This is a genomic window from Colwellia sp. MB02u-9 (assembly GCF_014077085.1).
GTDB lineage: Bacteria > Pseudomonadota > Gammaproteobacteria > Enterobacterales > Alteromonadaceae > Cognaticolwellia.
The window spans coordinates 134,624-151,801 of the sequence record NZ_JACGVF010000091.1; the positions used below are offsets into that span (position 1 = coordinate 134,624).

The following is a 17,178-nucleotide window of genomic DNA, read 5'->3' on the forward strand; positions in this document are numbered from 1 at the left end:
TTTTTAATACATCACTGTTTAACGTAACCGTTTATTGCTGATCAGTTACCGCTTTTAATACTTTTAATGCGTCCACCGTTTCTTGAACATCGTGAACGCGAATAATATGGGCTCCTTGCTGGGCTGCAATAATTGCAGTAGCTAAACTGCCCGCAAGACGTTGCTCAACCTCTCGGTTTAACAAGTTTCCAATCATAGACTTACGCGACAAGCCGGCAAGTAAAGGTAAACCTAATTGATTAAATTTTGACAAATTGGCCAGCAAATAAAAGTTTTGCTCTAGGGATTTCCCAAAGCCAAAACCTGGGTCTAATATGAGCCGCTCTCGTGCAATGCCCGCGCTTATGCAAGTGTCAATACGTTGTTGAAAAAACACTATAATATCATTAATAACATCGTCATAGCTTGGGCTATTTTGCATGTTTTTAGGTATGCCTTGCATATGCATTAAACAAACCGGAATATTACTGTTGGCAATAGCCGCTAAACAGCCATCGTTTTGTAATGCACGCACGTCATTGATCATATCAGCGCCCGCGTCTATCGCAGCACTCATCACCGAGGCTTTACTGGTATCAATAGAGACTACAATATTAAATCGTTGTTTAATTGCCTTTAATACCGGAATAACCCGTGCTAATTCATCGCTTTCGCTAACCGCTTCAGCACCAGGGCGTGTTGACTCGCCGCCGATATCAATAATAGTGGCGCCATCAGTAATCATCTGTTGAGCTTGCTCAAGCGCATAATCAAATTGAGCATATTTGCCACCATCTGAAAAGGAATCTGGCGTAACATTAAGAATACCCATTACCTGTGGTGTTGATAAATCTACTAATGAATTTGAAAAATTAAGACGATTTAACACCGCATTCTCTCTGTTGATTTTTGTTAATTAATAGCAATGGAAATAAATAATCAAACTTCACATAATATAAAGCCCCAATAGTTAGTAAATCGAATGATTTAAACCATTGGGGCTCTTGACACTATCTTGCTAATTATTTAGCAGGAGCATCTGAAGCATCATCGGCGTTAGTAGGCTCAGCTGATGGTTTTTTATCTTCATCTTTTTTTTCTGATGGTTTGCTTGAATCGGCATTATTATCTGATTTACCATCAGAGTCATTGGCACCAAAATCAGCTGGTGGACGAACTTTAGTGCGATTCATTAAATCGTCAACTTGCAATGCATCAATGGTTTCATATTCCATTAAGGCATCTTTCATCGCATGTAAAATATCTTCATTTTCTTTTAAGATAGTTGACGCACGTTCATAGTTACGATTAATGAAGTCTTTAATTTCGTCATCAATAGCACGGGCAGTTTCATCAGACATATTTAACGACTTAGACGATGATCTACCTAAAAACACTTCACCTTCTTCTTCAGCAAATAGCATAGGACCCATTTTTTGAGAAAAGCCCCACTGCGTGACCATTTTACGTGCAAGTTGTGTTGCACGTTCGATGTCATTTGAAGCACCCGTTGATACGTTGTCAAAACCGTAAATAAGTTCTTCTGCAATACGGCCACCATACAAAGATGAAATATTACTTTCTAAATGCTGCTTACTGTGACTAAAACGGTCTTGTTCCGGTAAGTACATAGTAACACCTAGGGCACGACCACGCGGCATAATACTGACTTTATAAACTGGATCATGATCTGGCACTAAACGACCCACAATGGCGTGTCCTGCTTCATGATATGCGGTCATTTCTTTCTCTGACTCACTCATCACCATAGAACGGCGCTCAGAGCCCATCATGATTTTATCTTTTGCTTTTTCAAACTCAGCCATACCAACAACGCGGCGTGCTGAACGTGCAGCAAATAAAGCGGCTTCGTTAACTAAGTTAGCTAAATCAGCACCTGAAAAGCCAGGAGTACCACGAGCAATAACTGATGCTTTAACATCATCACCTAAAGGTACTTTGCGCATATGCACTTTAAGAATTTGTTCACGACCACGAATATCAGGTAAACCAACAGTTACCTGACGGTCAAAACGTCCAGGGCGTAATAATGCTGGATCCAATACATCAGGACGGTTAGTGGCGGCAATAACAATAACGCCTTCATTACCTTCAAAACCATCCATTTCAACTAGCATTTGGTTTAGTGTTTGTTCACGCTCATCATTACCGCCACCCATACCAGCACCACGTTGGCGACCTACAGCATCAATTTCATCGATAAAGATAATACAAGGCGCAGCTTTCTTCGCTTGTTCAAACATATCACGAACACGAGAAGCACCCACACCAACAAACATTTCAACAAAGTCTGAACCAGAGATGGTAAAGAAAGGTACTTTCGCTTCACCCGCAATAGCCTTAGCTAGCAAGGTTTTACCCGTACCTGGCTGTCCAACCAGTAAAACACCTGATGGAATGCGACCACCTAATTTTTGAAAGCGTGAAGGCTCTTTTAGATAATCTACTAATTCAGCAACTTCTTCTTTTGCTTCGTCACAACCCGCAACATCGGCAAAAGTAGTTTTAACTTGATCTTCACCTAATAAACGCGCTTTCGATTTACCGAAACTCATCGCGCCTTTACCACCACCACCTTGCATTTGACGCATGAAGAAAATCCATACACCAATAAGCAATATCATGGGGAACCAAGAAACAAAAATAGTAGTTAAGAAACTAGTTTCTTCCGGTAACTCACCTGATGCATTAACACCTTGCTTCACTAAATCGTTGATTAAATCACGATCATAGCCACCAGGAATAACGGTAACGAAATTTTCGCCGCTACGTTTAATACCATTAATGACGCCGTTTTTATCAACGTCGACCTCTCTAATTTGACCTTGACGTACGTCTTGGATAAATTGTGTGTAATCCACTTGTTGCTCTTTGCCGCTTCCAGGGGTAAAACTTTGGAAGACAGACATCAATACAACCGCAATAACTAACCATAAAATAAGATTTTTTGCCATATCACTCAACTTAATGACCTCTTGCTAATGTTCAAAATGGTGCGATGAAATAATTCCACCCAATATACTATAATTTACTACAATTTAAAGCCGGTCGCCACAAGATAAACTTCACGTGAACGAGCACGTGATGATTCAGGCTTGCGAGTTCTAACGGTTTTAAATGCGACTCGAGCATCTTTCATAAATTGCTCAAAGCCCTCTCCTTGAAACACTTTCACTACAAAAGCGCCGTCTTTCTTTAAAACTTGATTACACATATCAAGTGCTAGTTCCACTAAATACATGCTACGGGCCGCGTCTGCAGTATCATTACCAGTAAAGTTTGCTGCCATATCAGACATAACAACGTCGATATTCTTACCATTAATGCGAGTTAATAAAGCATTGAGTACCGCTTCTTCGCGAAAGTCACCTTGCAGGAAATCAACACCGGCAATAGGGGCCATTGCTAAAATATCACATGCAACAACTTGCCCGTTATCACCAACCACTTTCGTGGCGTATTCAGACCAACCGCCAGGAGCCGCACCTAAATCAACCACCTTCATGCCAGGCTTGATCAATTTATCTTTATTATTTATCTCTTCAATTTTAAAAATAGCACGTGAGCGTAGGCCCAATCTTTGTGCTTTTTTTACATATTCATCATCAAAGTGCTCTTTTAGCCATCGGGCACTACTGACACTGACTTTATTCTTACTCATTCAATCCACTTATATATTTTTGTTGTTTAAAGCTTGCTTGCATTTCGAGATACCGATTTGTCTTATTTGCCAATAAAATAACGACATGACTATATTAACCAAAAAAAAACCATAAAAATACGGTAAAAAGCTGACACTTCGTAAACAAAATTAGTAATACACACTAGATGGAGTTAAAATAGCAAAAATTCAAGCTAACTTGTAATGATAATTGTTAATGAACTTAAATAAAAAACAAATCCAGTATTTAAAAGGTCTGGCACATAGCCTTAAACCCGTTGTATTACTAGGTAATAACGGCCTTACCGAAGCAGTAGTTGCAGAAATTGACTACGCGTTAAACCACCATGAATTAATTAAGATTAAAATCCCTACAGAAGATCGCGAAACCAAAGCACTTATTATTGAAGCTATTGGTCGTGAAACTAATTCAACTCAAGTACAAGTGATCGGTAAAACCTTAGTTATCTTTCGCCAAACAGAAGAAAAGAAAATTCGTATACCAAAAATGTAATTAATTTAAATGCTTTGGTAATGTAAAAAAGGGCTTCGGCTCTTTTTTTATGTCTTGGACTTTATATTTTGTTAAAACCAAACTCATCGATAAATGACTAGCTTACTGCTAGTGAAACAAAGCACCAAACTACACATTAGAAAAAGCAAACATTAGAAAAAACTAATATACAAAGTTTTATGCTTAGCATAGACTATAGCTATCACATAAATTTATGTAAGGTTTAGAATGATTTTATCGGTACCTGAGTTAGTTGCACAAGCTAAAAACTCTGTTGATTGTGTTAGCGCCGCACAAGCATTTACGCACAAAAATGCCACATTTATTGATGTTAGAGAGCCTGCTGAGACGGCTGCCTCGCCAGTAACAAATTCAATAAACATTCCACGTGGTGTATTAGAGATGAACATTGCTCAATATTGCACTGATGGGGATATGGAAATTTATCTCCATTGCGCTTCTGGTGGTCGCGCCACATTGGCTGCTGAGCAGCTTCAACGCATTGGCTATACTAATGTTAAAGCGATTAGTTGCGATCATAACAGTGTTTGTCTAGCACAAAAAAACCAGTAACATATAATAAATTAATGTCACTGGTTTTATCACCTTAAACCCACTTATCTACTATTAAGTGGGTTTGCTTTTCATTTAACATAGGTAACTCATGTCAAATAAGGTTAAATGACCATAGATGCTAAAGGTGATCTACCGAAATAATTTCATATTCAACCACGCCACCCGGGGTAGTAATTTCAATTTCACTATCAACTACTTTACCAATTAAACCACGAGCAATTGGCGAGTTTAATGAGATACGTCCGGTTTTAAAGTCCGCTTCATCGTCACCCACTATTTTGTAAGTTACTTCAACGTCAGTATCAAGATTAAGCAGTTTCACTGTTGTGCCAAAAATAACTTTGCCGGTATTAGGAATTTTTGTTACGTCAATGACTTGTGCGTTACACAACCTGCCTTCAATATCTTGAATGCGGCCTTCACAGAAACCTTGTTCTTCTTTCGCCGCATGGTACTCAGCATTTTCTTTTAAGTCACCATGCTCACGAGCAGTAGCAATATCTTTGACTATACGTGGGCGTCTTTCTGTTTTTAAAATTCTTAATTCTTCTTTTAACTGTTCAGCACCAAGAAGTGTCATTGGGTATTTTGTCATTTCACTCTTCTTTTTCTAGCAAGAAAGGCGGCTTACCCTAACTACTATGAGTAGGTTAACCACCTTTAGAAAATAATTCGCTTAAATAAAGTTTAAAATGAATTTGCTCTGTATTCATGTTTTCACACCATGAGCAAATTCATTATTTAGCCGTTTATTTGCAGCGTTTATGTAACTCTTGTATTGAAGTTACGGTATTGCGATCATCTGCAGCATGCGATTGGCAAACGGCAAATGCAGCGTTCAAGGTTGTAGTATATGCGACTTTGTAACGTAAAGCACCACCACGCAAAACTTTAGAATCTTCAATCGCTTTACGACCTTCTGTGGTGTTAATAATATAGTTATATTCACCATTTTTGATTCTATCGAGAATATGCGGTCGACCTTCTTGCACTTTATTCACCAGGCGACATGGAATATTAGCTTCACCTAATATCACTGCAGTGCCATGAGTAGCATCTACGTCGTATCCTAAAGCAACCAACTGTTTTGCTAATTCAACTACACGTACTTTATCACTGTTACGAACAGAAATTAACGCTCGGCCCGATTTAGGTACTGAAACACCAGCACCTAAACAAGCTTTTGCGTACGCTTCTTCAAACGTATTACCTACACCCATTACTTCGCCCGTAGAGCGCATTTCAGGTCCTACTAAAGGATCACTGCCATGAAACTTGTTAAACGGAATAACAACTTCTTTCACAGAAAAGTATGGAGGTATAATTTCTTTAATGATCCCTTGCTCTTTCAATGTTGTGCCAGCCATAACACGCGCACCAACTTTCGCTAGAGGCACTGCTGTCGCTTTTGAAACGAATGGAATGGTACGAGCAGCACGAGGATTCACTTCAATGATGTAAACTTCGTTATCCTTTACAGCCATTTGTGTATTCATTAAACCAATAACACCAAGTTCAAAAGCTAAGTCAGTAACTTGCTGACGCATAACATCTTGTACTTCCTGACTTAAACTATATGCCGGTAATGAACATGCAGAATCACCTGAGTGAACACCTGCTTGCTCAATATGTTGCATAATGCCGCCAATAACTACATCGGTACCATCACAAACTAGGTCAATATCAACTTCAATCGCATCATCAAGGAAGTGATCAAGCAATACTGGCGAGTCATTTGAAACGCTAACAGCCTCCGTCATGTATCGACGTAAATCATCTAGGTCATAAACAATTTCCATTGCACGACCACCTAATACATAAGATGGACGAACGACTAATGGGAAGCCAATTGATTCAGCTTTAGCCATGGCTTCTTCTAGTGACGTTACCGTAGCATTTTCAGGTTGTAACAAACCTAAACGGTCTACCGCTTGTTGAAAACGCTCTCTATCTTCTGCTCTATCGATGGCATCAGGAGATGTACCAATAATAGGTACGCCAGCCGCTTCTAAAGCACGGGCTAATTTAAGTGGTGTTTGACCACCATATTGCACGATGACACCTTTAGGTTTTTCAATACGTACAATCTCTAAAACATCTTCAAAAGTGATAGATTCAAAATATAAGCGGTCTGATGTATCGTAATCCGTTGAAACCGTTTCAGGGTTACAATTCACCATAATGGTTTCATAACCGTCTTCACGTAATGCTAATGCCGCATGTACACAACAGTAATCAAATTCAATACCTTGGCCAATACGGTTTGGACCGCCACCTAAGATCATGATTGATTCTTTATCTGTCGGATTTGCTTCACATTCTTCATCATAAGTTGAATACATATAAGCCGTGTCTGAACTAAATTCAGCCGCACAAGTATCAACACGTTTGTATACTGGAAAAATATTCGCTTTATGACGTTTCTTACGCACTTCAGCTTCAGCAATACCAATTAAATCAGCAAGACGAGAATCAGCAAAACCTTTACGTTTTAATTTACGTAAATAATCGGCTGTTAATACTTTTAAACCGCCTTCAGCGACTTTTGCTTCTTCTAAAACAATATCTTCAATTTGAATGAGGAACCAACGGTCAATCATGGTTAAGCGGTAAATGTCGTCAACCGTTAAGCCTAAACGAAACGCGTCAGCAATATACCAAATACGGTCAGCGCCCGCTTCTTGAAGCTCATGCATGATTTTAGTTTTAGCACCCGGTTGAGTTACATCAACCATAGAGTCAAAACCATTTACGCCCACTTCTAAGCCACGTAATGCTTTTTGAAGTGATTCTTGTTGATTACGACCAATTGACATAACTTCGCCAACTGATTTCATTTGAGTGGTTAATCTGTCTTCACAACCCGCAAATTTTTCAAAGTTAAAACGTGGGATCTTAGTCACAACATAATCGATAGTCGGCTCAAATGACGCTGGTGTTGCGCCGCCAGTAATATCGTTAGTTAACTCGTCAAGTGTATAACCTACGGCTAATTTGGCAGCAATCTTGGCAATGGGGAAACCCGTTGCTTTTGAAGCAAGTGCTGATGAACGAGAAACACGAGGGTTCATCTCAATAATAACCATGCGGCCAGTATCAGGACAAATACCAAATTGTACGTTTGAACCACCGGTTTCAACACCAATTTCACGTAATACCGCAATCGAGGCATTACGCATAATTTGGTATTCTTTATCGGTTAGCGTTTGCGCAGGAGCAACCGTAATAGAATCACCGGTGTGAATACCCATAGGGTCAAAGTTTTCAATCGAACAAATAATGATACAGTTATCATTTTTGTCGCGAACCACTTCCATTTCATATTCTTTCCAACCAATTAAAGATTCATCAATCAATAATTCTGAGGTTGGAGAAAGATCTAAGCCACGCGTACATATTTCAGTAAATTCTTCGATATTGTATGCAATACCACCACCCGTGCCACCCATGGTAAATGAAGGACGAATGATACAAGGGAAACCTAAAATTTTACTGGCGGCGTGTGCTTCTTCAATCGTATGTACAATTTCAGCATTTGGCGTGTCTAAGCCAATTGCTTTCATTGCTTTGTCAAAACGAGAGCGATCTTCTGCTTTATCAATCGCATCAGCTGTTGCGCCAATCATTTCAACGTTAAATTCTTTCAATACGCCTTTGGCTTCAAGCTCTAAAGCACAGTTCAACGCCGTTTGACCACCCATTGTCGGTAAAACCGCACAAGGACGTTCTTTTTCAATAATTTTGCGAACAACTTCCCAATGAATAGGTTCGATGTAAGTGGCATCGGCCATTTCTGGGTCAGTCATAATGGTTGCAGGGTTTGAGTTAACTAAAATAACTCGGTAGCCTTCTTCGCGAAGTGCTTTACAGGCTTGTGCACCTGAATAATCAAATTCACATGCTTGACCAATTACAATTGGACCCGCGCCCAAGATCAAGATACTTTTTAGGTCAGTACGTTTTGGCATTTTATATTCTCTCTTCTCTTGTCTAGGGTCTACGCTTTTTTAGCAGCAACGATTAAATCGATAAAATGATCGAACAATGGTGCGGCATCTGCAGGGCCAGGGCTAGCTTCAGGATGACCTTGAAAACTAAATGCAGCTTTATCTGTACGATGAATACCTTGAATTGAACCATCAAATAATGAGGTATGGGTTACTTTCAAGTTTTCAGGCAAGCTATTTTCATCAACAGCAAAACCATGATTTTGCGCTGTGATCATGACAATATTTCGCGCAAAGTCTTTAACCGGGTGATTTCCACCATGATGGCCAAATTTCATTTTAACCGTTTTAGCACCGCTGGCTAACGCCAGTAATTGATGGCCTAAACAAATACCAAACACTGGAATATCTGTGGTTAAGAATTTTTTGATTGCTGTAATAGCATAGTCACACGGCTCTGGGTCACCAGGGCCATTTGATAAGAAAATACCATCGGGCTTCATGGCTAATACTTCTTCAGCAGAAGTTTGCGCCGGTACTACCGTTATTTTACAGCCGCGGTCTACTAACATACGTAAAATATTACGTTTAGCACCGAAATCGTAAGCAACGACATGAAATGGCATTTTTTCAGGCTTATCTTGGAAAGAACTATGGCCCTTGCCTAGTTCCCAACTCCCTTCATGCCATTGGTAAGCTGTTGTAGTAGAAACAACTTTGGCTAAGTCCATACCTTTAAGGCCAGGAAAGCTTTGTGCTTGTGCTAGCGCCTTGGCTTCTTCTGCACTGGCGTCAACTAAGTCACCCGCGATTATGCAACCGTTTTGTGCGCCTTTCTCACGTAGAATGCGCGTTAGTTTACGGGTGTCGATATCGGCAATACCTAAAATATTTTTCGCTTTTAGGTAGTCACCTAAACTTTGTTCACTGCGAAAATTACTTGCTAACAGTGGTAAGTCACGAATTACTAAACCTTTTGCCCAAATAGTGTCAGACTCTTCATCTTCGCTATTGGTACCTGTGTTACCTATATGTGGATAGGTAAGGGTAACAATTTGCTCTGCATAAGAGGGATCTGTCAAAATTTCTTGGTAGCCTGTCATTGAAGTATTGAATACTACTTCACCTACAGCAGCCCCTTCTGCACCGATAGCGGTGCCCTTAAATACAGTGCCGTCTTCAAGCACTAAAATGGCAGATTTAGTCAATGTAACCTCCGTTAAGAAGAAAGAAAATTAATGGTAAAATAACTAAGAATTTAACCATTAACGATAAAAAGCGATACGCACAAAAAATGTCAAAAATATTAACCAGTTCGTCATGAACAGTAAATTTTTGACAAAATCCACTTATAATACGCTTGTAAGCGTCTTTCGTCTAGTAATAATTGTAAAAACTCTCTGTTTTTGACGTTATTGATGTAAAGACCCCAAAAACAACACTTTTCTATAAAGTTAACTCGCAAATAGCACAAATTAACCCACTAATATTTAGCTAAATTACTGTAGGATTTTAGTTATCTTTAAAACCCAAAACATCTTGCATATCATAAAATCCGGCATGGGCTTCGCTTAACCAAAACGCCGCCCGCATTGCGCCTAAAGCAAAAGTCATTCTTGAACTTGCTTTGTGAGTCAACTCAATGCGCTCACCAATATCAGCAAAATAAGCGGTATGTTCACCGACAATATCACCCGCCCTGACAGTAGCAAAGCCAATAGTTTCTCGGCTGCGCTCTGCGGTAATACCTTCTCGGCCATACACGGCTACTTTATTGAGGTCTCGGCCTAAGGTATCAGCAATAACTTGGCCCATTTTCACCGCTGTGCCTGATGGTGCATCTTTCTTAAATCTATGATGTGCTTCAAAAATTTCGATATCAGTATGGTTGCCAATCGCTTTGGCCGTAACTTCAAGCAACTTGAATAATAAATTTACACCAACACTGGTATTAGGGGCCAAAATAACGGCTATGTTATTACCTGCCATTTTGATCGTTTCTACTTGCTGATCAGAAAAACCTGTAGTGCCAATGACCAAGGCTTTGTTGTGCTGCTGACACCAGTCAAGATGCTCAAGCGTAGCTTCAATCGAGGTAAAATCAATTAACACATCGGCAGCCAACAATGCTTTATAGTCTGTCGTGGTTTTTTGACCAATCGCACCGATACCAGCGATTTCACCTAAATCAAAATTTTCAAATGATGAACCCGCACGAACACTACCACCTACAAGTTCAACTGATTTGTGCTCAATTGCCGCTTGTATTAAATTTCGACCCATGCGCCCACTACAACCTAATATGGCTACTTTCACTTTCATGACAACGTCTTCCTACTCGATAATGTTATAAGGGGTGTTCTATACTTTATTATAAAAAATATTAAAAGCGTGCTTTAAATCAATTGATTGGCTCAGGTCTTGTGACACTACATTAAAAATTCGCCATTGCCCTTCGCTCAAAGCTAGATGATAAAATGCTGAAAAATCGGTAAAAACTTCGGCTTGAGGGCCAATAAACTGCCAATCAACACAAGCTAGTATCAGGGTTTCACTCAACTGACTAAAACTGGCTTTTAAGGCGACAAAACGCTTTATCTCTGCATGACTTAGTACGGTAAATATATCTAAAAATTCTTGTTCAAATACTTTATCACTCGCAATTAATACCACTTTATCGGGCGTATGCAAAGTACAAGGCAACTGATAGCATTGTTGCATATCTGACATGTTTTGCTGATGAAACGCCGTTAGGTAGCGCTGGAAAAATTGTTCGATAGCTGATTTATGCATCAGTGATATATAACTCAAACTGGATTTACTTTATATAAATTATACTTATAAAAAAGCCCTCATTTGAGGGCTTTTAAAAAATAGTTTACTTAGCTAATAATCGCTAATAACTCAACGTCGAATACCAAGGTAGCATACGGAGGAATTGCACCTTGAGAGCCACGCTCACCGTAAGCTAAACCGTAAGGCACATATAAACGCCATTTTGTACCTTCAGTCATTAATTGTAATGCTTCAGTCCAACCAGCAATAACGCCGTTAACTGGAAATTCAGCAGGTTGGCCACGATCAACAGAGCTATCAAAGATATCGCCATTGCTAAATGTACCGTGGTAATGCACACGAACTGTGCTAGCAGCTGTTGGCTTTTCGCCTTCACCTGTTGCTATTACTTCGTATTGCAAACCTGATTCAGTTGTTGTGACTTCTTCACGTTTTGCATTTTCTGCTAAGAAAGCTTCGCCTTCAGCTGACTTTTCTTTAGCTTCTGCTTGCTCTAGCTCTTGCATCTTTTGTGATACAACACCAAATGCTTCATTAAGTGCTTCGTCAGATACTTGGCTTGCAGTATTAGCAATTGCATCAGCTAAACCAGCTTGCACAGCAGATACGTCAAAATCTTTAAAAGGATTGTTACGTAGTTGGTCACCTAGTTGACGACCTACACCATAACTTACGCGTTGTTCGATTGATTCAAGTTTATTTTCAGACATTATTTAATCTTCACTTAATTGATACGATAAAAATTCGCCGATACAATAGCACAAATTTAACCTTCTCTGTAGTGCTAGCACGAGTGAATTTGTTATTTATTATAATTTTTTAACCTTAATGCTGCTAGAGAACTCATCGCTAGCAATCTCATTTCGCTATGGAGAACTTGGCATTATTTTTTGATAACACTGAGTTAACACTGGGACTGAGAGATTAAATTCGGTCACTAAGGTCATAGGATAAGCCATTAACACATCAAACTCTGAATGCTGTCCAGCGGCCAAATCTCGTTGCATTGATGTTTCGCTACTATCAGGTAAGCGTGATAAAAAACTTAAAGTCTCCTTTATATGCTTATCGCCAAGCTTTACCCCTGCTTTGCGCGCAATATCGGCATATTCATTAACAATACGTTCTAATAAAAATGTAATATGGCTTTGTGCACGAATTTCGCCCAAGTTCAGTTTTCTTGCTGAAGCCAATGCCCCCCAAGCAGCAACAAGTATAAATTTTCGCCATAATGCCAGCTTAATATCACTGGTTACCCCGACGCTAATGCCCGCTAATTTAAAACATTTCGCTATCGCACTAAGCCGCTCTGTTTCTTCTGCCTTAACTTGATCAGCTTTTACTTCATCAAGTTGTTCAACTCTTGAGTCCACTAACACTTCATCACTAAAAGCGCCTAAGGTGATATGAGGCTTTGAACCGGTATGATTTATCACGCCATCAGCCGTTTTCTTAGCAATAATTTTGGCTAAACCACCAAAAATATTTTCTAAAGCAATGCCGTTCTCTTGCATAACATCAACAGCATTAACACCGTTTAATAAGGGTATTACCCGCGTGTGAGGTAAAATCAGGGCTTTTATTTGGGCAATTGCCGCCGGTAACTGAAACGACTTTACACAGAGAAAAATAACATCGGCAGGCGTTGGCAAAGTTTCTGCCGTTAGGCTTTGTGCATTAACCACATTAACCTGATCAAGCTGCACATCGCCTTCAATACTTTTAATGGTTAAGCCCGAGGTTTGCATGCGTTGAAATTGCTGGCCACGGGCAACAAAGGTAACATTTTCGCCATGCTGCGCTAAACGGCCACCAAAATAACCACCCACAGCACCACAACCCACGATAACAAAATGCATTACTCTTCCTTCTATACGATAAATTATGCTCAAGTTTACCATGGCGAAATTAAAATGGTCAGACGCTTAAGCTTGAAAATAGTGGCAAAAGTACACTTTATTTCAATATAACTCGCTAGCATTAATAATGCTCAATCCAACTAAATGATGACAAATAGGTTTTCAATCAGGTTTTTCAATTAATTTTGTCACCTAAAAATGACCTGTAAATAGTATGCTCTTAAGTAAATATTGTAACGCTAGGCATAACAGCAAATTCACGCTTAAGCTCTCTACCCTTTTTACTTTAAGATAAAAGCTTTGCCTAAGCTTTGTCTAAATAAAGTGTCCTTAAGCCTATATAAGCTGACTTAAACCTAATTGAGTCATCCGCATTGACGAATATGAAGATAAAAATCATCAATAACCTGCGAAATAAATGTATTTTTCTATGATGCTAGACGCTGACATACTGCCACTTTATATTCGTAACAAACGACGCTATTCACGCTGAAAAACATACCTAGAAATCATGCCTAAAAATCATGCCTAAAGAAGAATCCTTACATCATCAGCCTTCATTCACGCTCATTAAATACTTTGAAGTAATGGCTCTTTAATACCTTAAAAAGAACAAAAACAAGCTATTTACACAGCAAAAAAAACCTTTTCACTGCATAAAACAAATTAATTAATCACACTAAGTTAATGAATCAAAAGCTTAATATAATTTATATTTAAAATTTAGCCTGTTTTTCAAACAAACTGGTTGACGACAATAAATCACCGTGGGATTATAAACATCTGTTGGGCATATGCTCATATCTGGCCTTATGCCAACAAGAGCAGTAAATGTAAGCAAATTAATAAGTTTACAAATAACATCCGAAATATAACAGGTTAACTATGTTGAAAAATATACAAGATATACAAAAAACATTAGTTTCATCAAACAACGAAAGGGGAATTACCATGTCTAAAGCAATAATCCGCAAAACTCATAAGTTTGGCTTACTCGCAGCAGCTGTTATGGCGGCATCAGCACCGGCGTACGTTCAATCTGCCGAATTTCTTGACGGCCTTGCAGAAGTTAACTTTCTAGCCTTGCAAAACTACCAAGCCATTCAAGCGAAAGAGGGAGCATTTCGTCCAGTAGACGAAGAGCAGTCTTCAGGCTTTGGTCGTCTAAGAGTTAACTTACAATTTAAATTTCACATCAACGAGTATATCGTCGCTGATGTCGACATCGCAGAAGAGCCAAATGATTTTGGTAATAACGGCGACCGAGATTTCGCCTTTCACCAAGATTTCGCCGGTATTGAATTTGAACTACTCGGCCTTTCTGGCGCAGCGCGCGATAACGCTAACCTAACACTTCGTTTAGGTAACATAGGCGCAGCCCCTTTCCAATTTAAAGGTTTTCAAGATGGCGCTGATAACCAAGGTAATGCACTTATTGGTAACGGTATTACAGACTATGCAACTGCAGAAAATGGGATGCAATTAAGCTACAGCGAGACACGCGATAGCGGTCTGATACGCGGTTATAATGTTGCCGGTCATGTCACTACGTCAAGTTTTGGTGAAGCCTTTCAAGAAGATCGTGGCTTTAACTTTCGACTACAAGGAACACTTGAATTTGCTGGCGGGTTTAAAGCGGGTTTAAATTATTTCCAAGCCAACCAAGGCGACCAACTACGTTTTGAAAATGGCGTAGCCAGTCTTGCTGGTGTTACCACCACTAACTATCGCTTTGGTGATGGTGAAAACTACAACTTCTCTGCAGGTGCTTCAAGTGAGCGTGATACCCATGTTGGCGCTATGCCAGGGGTTGAACAGTCAATTATTCAGTTAAACCTAGCGTATCAACCTACACCAGAAACTAGCCTAATTTTCATGTTAGGTAAGTCGACGGATGATTACACTTTCGCCGATGCTGCCGGTAACGCCGTAGCAGGCATTACTTACTTTGGTGTTGACGGTATTGCCGATGCTAATGGTACAACTTTCGACTCAAATAGTGTCATTAAAGGCGACTCTTCTGTTGAGTACTACACCTTTGAAGCACAGCACTACATAATACCGAACAAGTTTTATCTAGCGGCGCGTTATTCAGAAGCGGAAAATACTTCAGATTTAATCGCACAAACTGACAACACGGTTGAGCGTATTCAAGTAGCTGCAGGTTACTGGTTTAATGACAAAACATTGTTGAAGTTTGAATATGTTGATCAAGAAGAAGGCGTTAATTCAGGTGGCCAAATCGGCACAGGCTTTGACGGCTTCACATCAGAAATTTCGGTTAAATTCTAAGATATCTAATATGGCCGTGTGCAACTGGGCCTAGACCCAAGGAGTATGGCCAGTCTATTTTACTTTTTATAGACTTTGATAACTTACAATTATAATGATAATAAAAGTCTCATTTAACACCTTAGGTGAGACATTAACGTTGAATATGGGGAACACCTGATGAAAAATAAATTAATGATGCTAGCTTGTGGCGTGATGACCATGAGTGCCGCAGCCGCCGCAAAAGAGACAATCACCATTGCCACAGTTAACAATGGTGACATGATCACCATGAAAGAACTCAGCAATGACTTCACCCGCCAAAATCCTGATATCGCCTTAAAGTGGGTGACTTTAGAAGAGAATATCCTTCGTCAACGTGTCACGACTGATGTGGCCACCGGTGGTGGGCAATATGACGTGATGACCATAGGCACATATGAAGTGCCAATTTGGGGCAAACAAGGTTGGTTAACTGAACTTGATAACCTAGGAGCGAGCTATGATGTTGATGATTTATTACCCGCGATAAGAAGTGGCTTAACCGTAGACGAAAAGCTTTTTGCCGCACCATTTTATGGTGAAAGTTCGATGGTGATGTATCGCACCGACTTGATTGCAAAAGCGGGACTTGAAATGCCTAAAAAGCCAAGTTGGGGCTTTATTCGTCAAGCAGCTAAAGCCATGACAGACAAAGAAGCCGGTGTTTATGGTATCTGTTTACGGGGTAAAGCGGGTTGGGGAGAAAATATGGCCCTAATAACGGCTATGTCTAACTCATTTGGTGCCCGTTGGTTTGACGAAAACTGGCAACCACAATTTGACACTCAAGAATGGCATGACACCTTGCAATACTATGTAGATGTGATGGAAGAGTCTGGTCCTCCGGGCGCATCCGCTAATGGTTTTAATGAAAACTTGGCCTTATTCCAAACGGGTAAATGTGGTATGTGGATTGATGCCACTGTTGCCGGAGCCTTTGTTACTAACGAAAAAGATTCTGCAGTAGCAGACAAGGTTGGCTTTGCTTTAGCCCCGGATAAAGGTTTAGGCAAACGAGGAAACTGGTTGTGGGCTTGGACCTTAGCTATTCCAGCAAGTAGTGAAAAATCTGCAGCGGCTCAAAAGTTTATTAGCTGGGCGACATCTAAAGACTACTCTGCGCTTGTGGCTAAAAATAAAGGCTGGGCAAAAGTTCCACCAGGTACTAGAGCATCATTATATAACAACCCTGAGTACATGAAAGCGGCACCTTTTGCACAAATCACTATAGATTCTATCCAATCGGCTGATCCTGTTAACCCAACCGTTAAACCTGTTCCTTATGTGGGTGTGCAATTTGTTGCTATCCCTGAGTTTCAAGGTATCGGCACGGCAGTTGGACAACAATTTGCGGCGGCACTAACCGGCACCATGACGGTGAAGGAAGCGTTAAAAGCCTCTCAGCGTTTAGTAGACCGTACTATGCGCAAAGCAGGTTATCCAAAATAGAACATTAGTTTTTCTTAGTGGGCAAGTCGTAATGGCTTGTCCAAATTTTTACTTTTAAAAGGT

General features: G+C 39.9%; 14 protein-coding genes. 4 read left to right on the forward strand and 10 right to left on the reverse strand.

The features are described 5' to 3' along the window. Nucleotides 1-31: 31 nt before the first annotated feature. From folP to rlmE, 3 genes are all read right to left on the reverse strand, one after another. On the reverse strand, nucleotides 32-811 hold the full coding sequence (gene folP, locus H4J65_RS07660) for a dihydropteroate synthase (protein WP_182197317.1): 780 nt from the start codon (nucleotides 809-811) through the stop codon (nucleotides 32-34). Between the two features lie 190 nt (nucleotides 812-1,001). Beyond that, nucleotides 1,002-2,963, reverse strand: coding sequence for an ATP-dependent zinc metalloprotease FtsH (gene ftsH / locus H4J65_RS07665; RefSeq protein ID WP_182197207.1), 1,962 nt, complete (start codon nucleotides 2,961-2,963; stop codon nucleotides 1,002-1,004). A gap of 68 nt (nucleotides 2,964-3,031) precedes the next feature. Then, nucleotides 3,032-3,661, reverse strand: coding sequence for a 23S rRNA (uridine(2552)-2'-O)-methyltransferase RlmE (gene rlmE / locus H4J65_RS07670; protein ID WP_182135277.1), 630 nt, complete (start codon nucleotides 3,659-3,661; stop codon nucleotides 3,032-3,034). Nucleotides 3,662-3,878: 217 nt separating this feature from the next. Between rlmE and yhbY the strand changes: the two genes are divergently transcribed. Together yhbY and H4J65_RS07680 are read left to right on the forward strand one after the other, a co-directional pair. Next, nucleotides 3,879-4,175 (forward strand): ribosome assembly RNA-binding protein YhbY, encoded by a 297-nt coding sequence (gene yhbY, locus H4J65_RS07675; protein WP_182135275.1) that lies wholly within the window; start codon nucleotides 3,879-3,881, stop codon nucleotides 4,173-4,175. 228 nt (nucleotides 4,176-4,403) lie between these two features. Next, nucleotides 4,404-4,748 (forward strand): rhodanese-like domain-containing protein, encoded by a 345-nt coding sequence (locus H4J65_RS07680; protein WP_182197210.1) that lies wholly within the window; start codon nucleotides 4,404-4,406, stop codon nucleotides 4,746-4,748. Between the two features lie 121 nt (nucleotides 4,749-4,869). Here H4J65_RS07680 and greA read toward each other — a convergent pair whose 3' ends face one another. The 7 genes from greA to H4J65_RS07715 all read right to left on the reverse strand — a co-directional run bounded on the left by greA (nucleotide 4,870) and on the right by H4J65_RS07715 (nucleotide 13,353). Continuing rightward, a complete protein-coding gene (gene greA / locus H4J65_RS07685; protein ID WP_146878345.1) occupies nucleotides 4,870-5,346 on the reverse strand; it encodes a transcription elongation factor GreA in 477 nt (158 codons plus the stop codon). Nucleotides 5,347-5,500: 154 nt separating this feature from the next. Next, nucleotides 5,501-8,719 (reverse strand): carbamoyl-phosphate synthase large subunit, encoded by a 3,219-nt coding sequence (gene carB, locus H4J65_RS07690; protein WP_182135271.1) that lies wholly within the window; start codon nucleotides 8,717-8,719, stop codon nucleotides 5,501-5,503. Nucleotides 8,720-8,748: 29 nt separating this feature from the next. Beyond that, nucleotides 8,749-9,906, reverse strand: a complete 1,158-nt coding sequence (gene carA / locus H4J65_RS07695; RefSeq protein WP_182197219.1) for a glutamine-hydrolyzing carbamoyl-phosphate synthase small subunit — start codon at nucleotides 9,904-9,906, stop codon at nucleotides 8,749-8,751. A 304-nt stretch (nucleotides 9,907-10,210) separates the two neighbouring features. Continuing rightward, complete coding sequence (dapB, locus tag H4J65_RS07700; protein WP_182135267.1) at nucleotides 10,211-11,020, reverse strand: 4-hydroxy-tetrahydrodipicolinate reductase; 810 nt, start codon at nucleotides 11,018-11,020, stop codon at nucleotides 10,211-10,213. A gap of 39 nt (nucleotides 11,021-11,059) precedes the next feature. Beyond that, nucleotides 11,060-11,509: a hypothetical protein gene (locus H4J65_RS07705; RefSeq protein ID WP_182183075.1), complete on the reverse strand. Its 450-nt coding sequence runs from the start codon at nucleotides 11,507-11,509 to the stop codon at nucleotides 11,060-11,062. A gap of 71 nt (nucleotides 11,510-11,580) precedes the next feature. After that, entirely contained in the window at nucleotides 11,581-12,204 is a 624-nt protein-coding gene (locus H4J65_RS07710) for an FKBP-type peptidyl-prolyl cis-trans isomerase (RefSeq protein ID WP_182135263.1), read from the reverse strand. Nucleotides 12,205-12,360: 156 nt separating this feature from the next. Then, nucleotides 12,361-13,353: a ketopantoate reductase family protein gene (locus H4J65_RS07715; RefSeq protein WP_182197221.1), complete on the reverse strand. Its 993-nt coding sequence runs from the start codon at nucleotides 13,351-13,353 to the stop codon at nucleotides 12,361-12,363. A gap of 951 nt (nucleotides 13,354-14,304) precedes the next feature. Between H4J65_RS07715 and H4J65_RS07720 the strand changes: the two genes are divergently transcribed. Then, a complete protein-coding gene (locus H4J65_RS07720; protein WP_259367560.1) occupies nucleotides 14,305-15,645 on the forward strand; it encodes a hypothetical protein in 1,341 nt (446 codons plus the stop codon). Nucleotides 15,646-15,804: 159 nt separating this feature from the next. Continuing rightward, nucleotides 15,805-17,115 (forward strand): sugar ABC transporter substrate-binding protein, encoded by a 1,311-nt coding sequence (locus tag H4J65_RS07725; protein ID WP_182197225.1) that lies wholly within the window; start codon nucleotides 15,805-15,807, stop codon nucleotides 17,113-17,115. Nucleotides 17,116-17,178 lie beyond the last annotated feature (63 nt).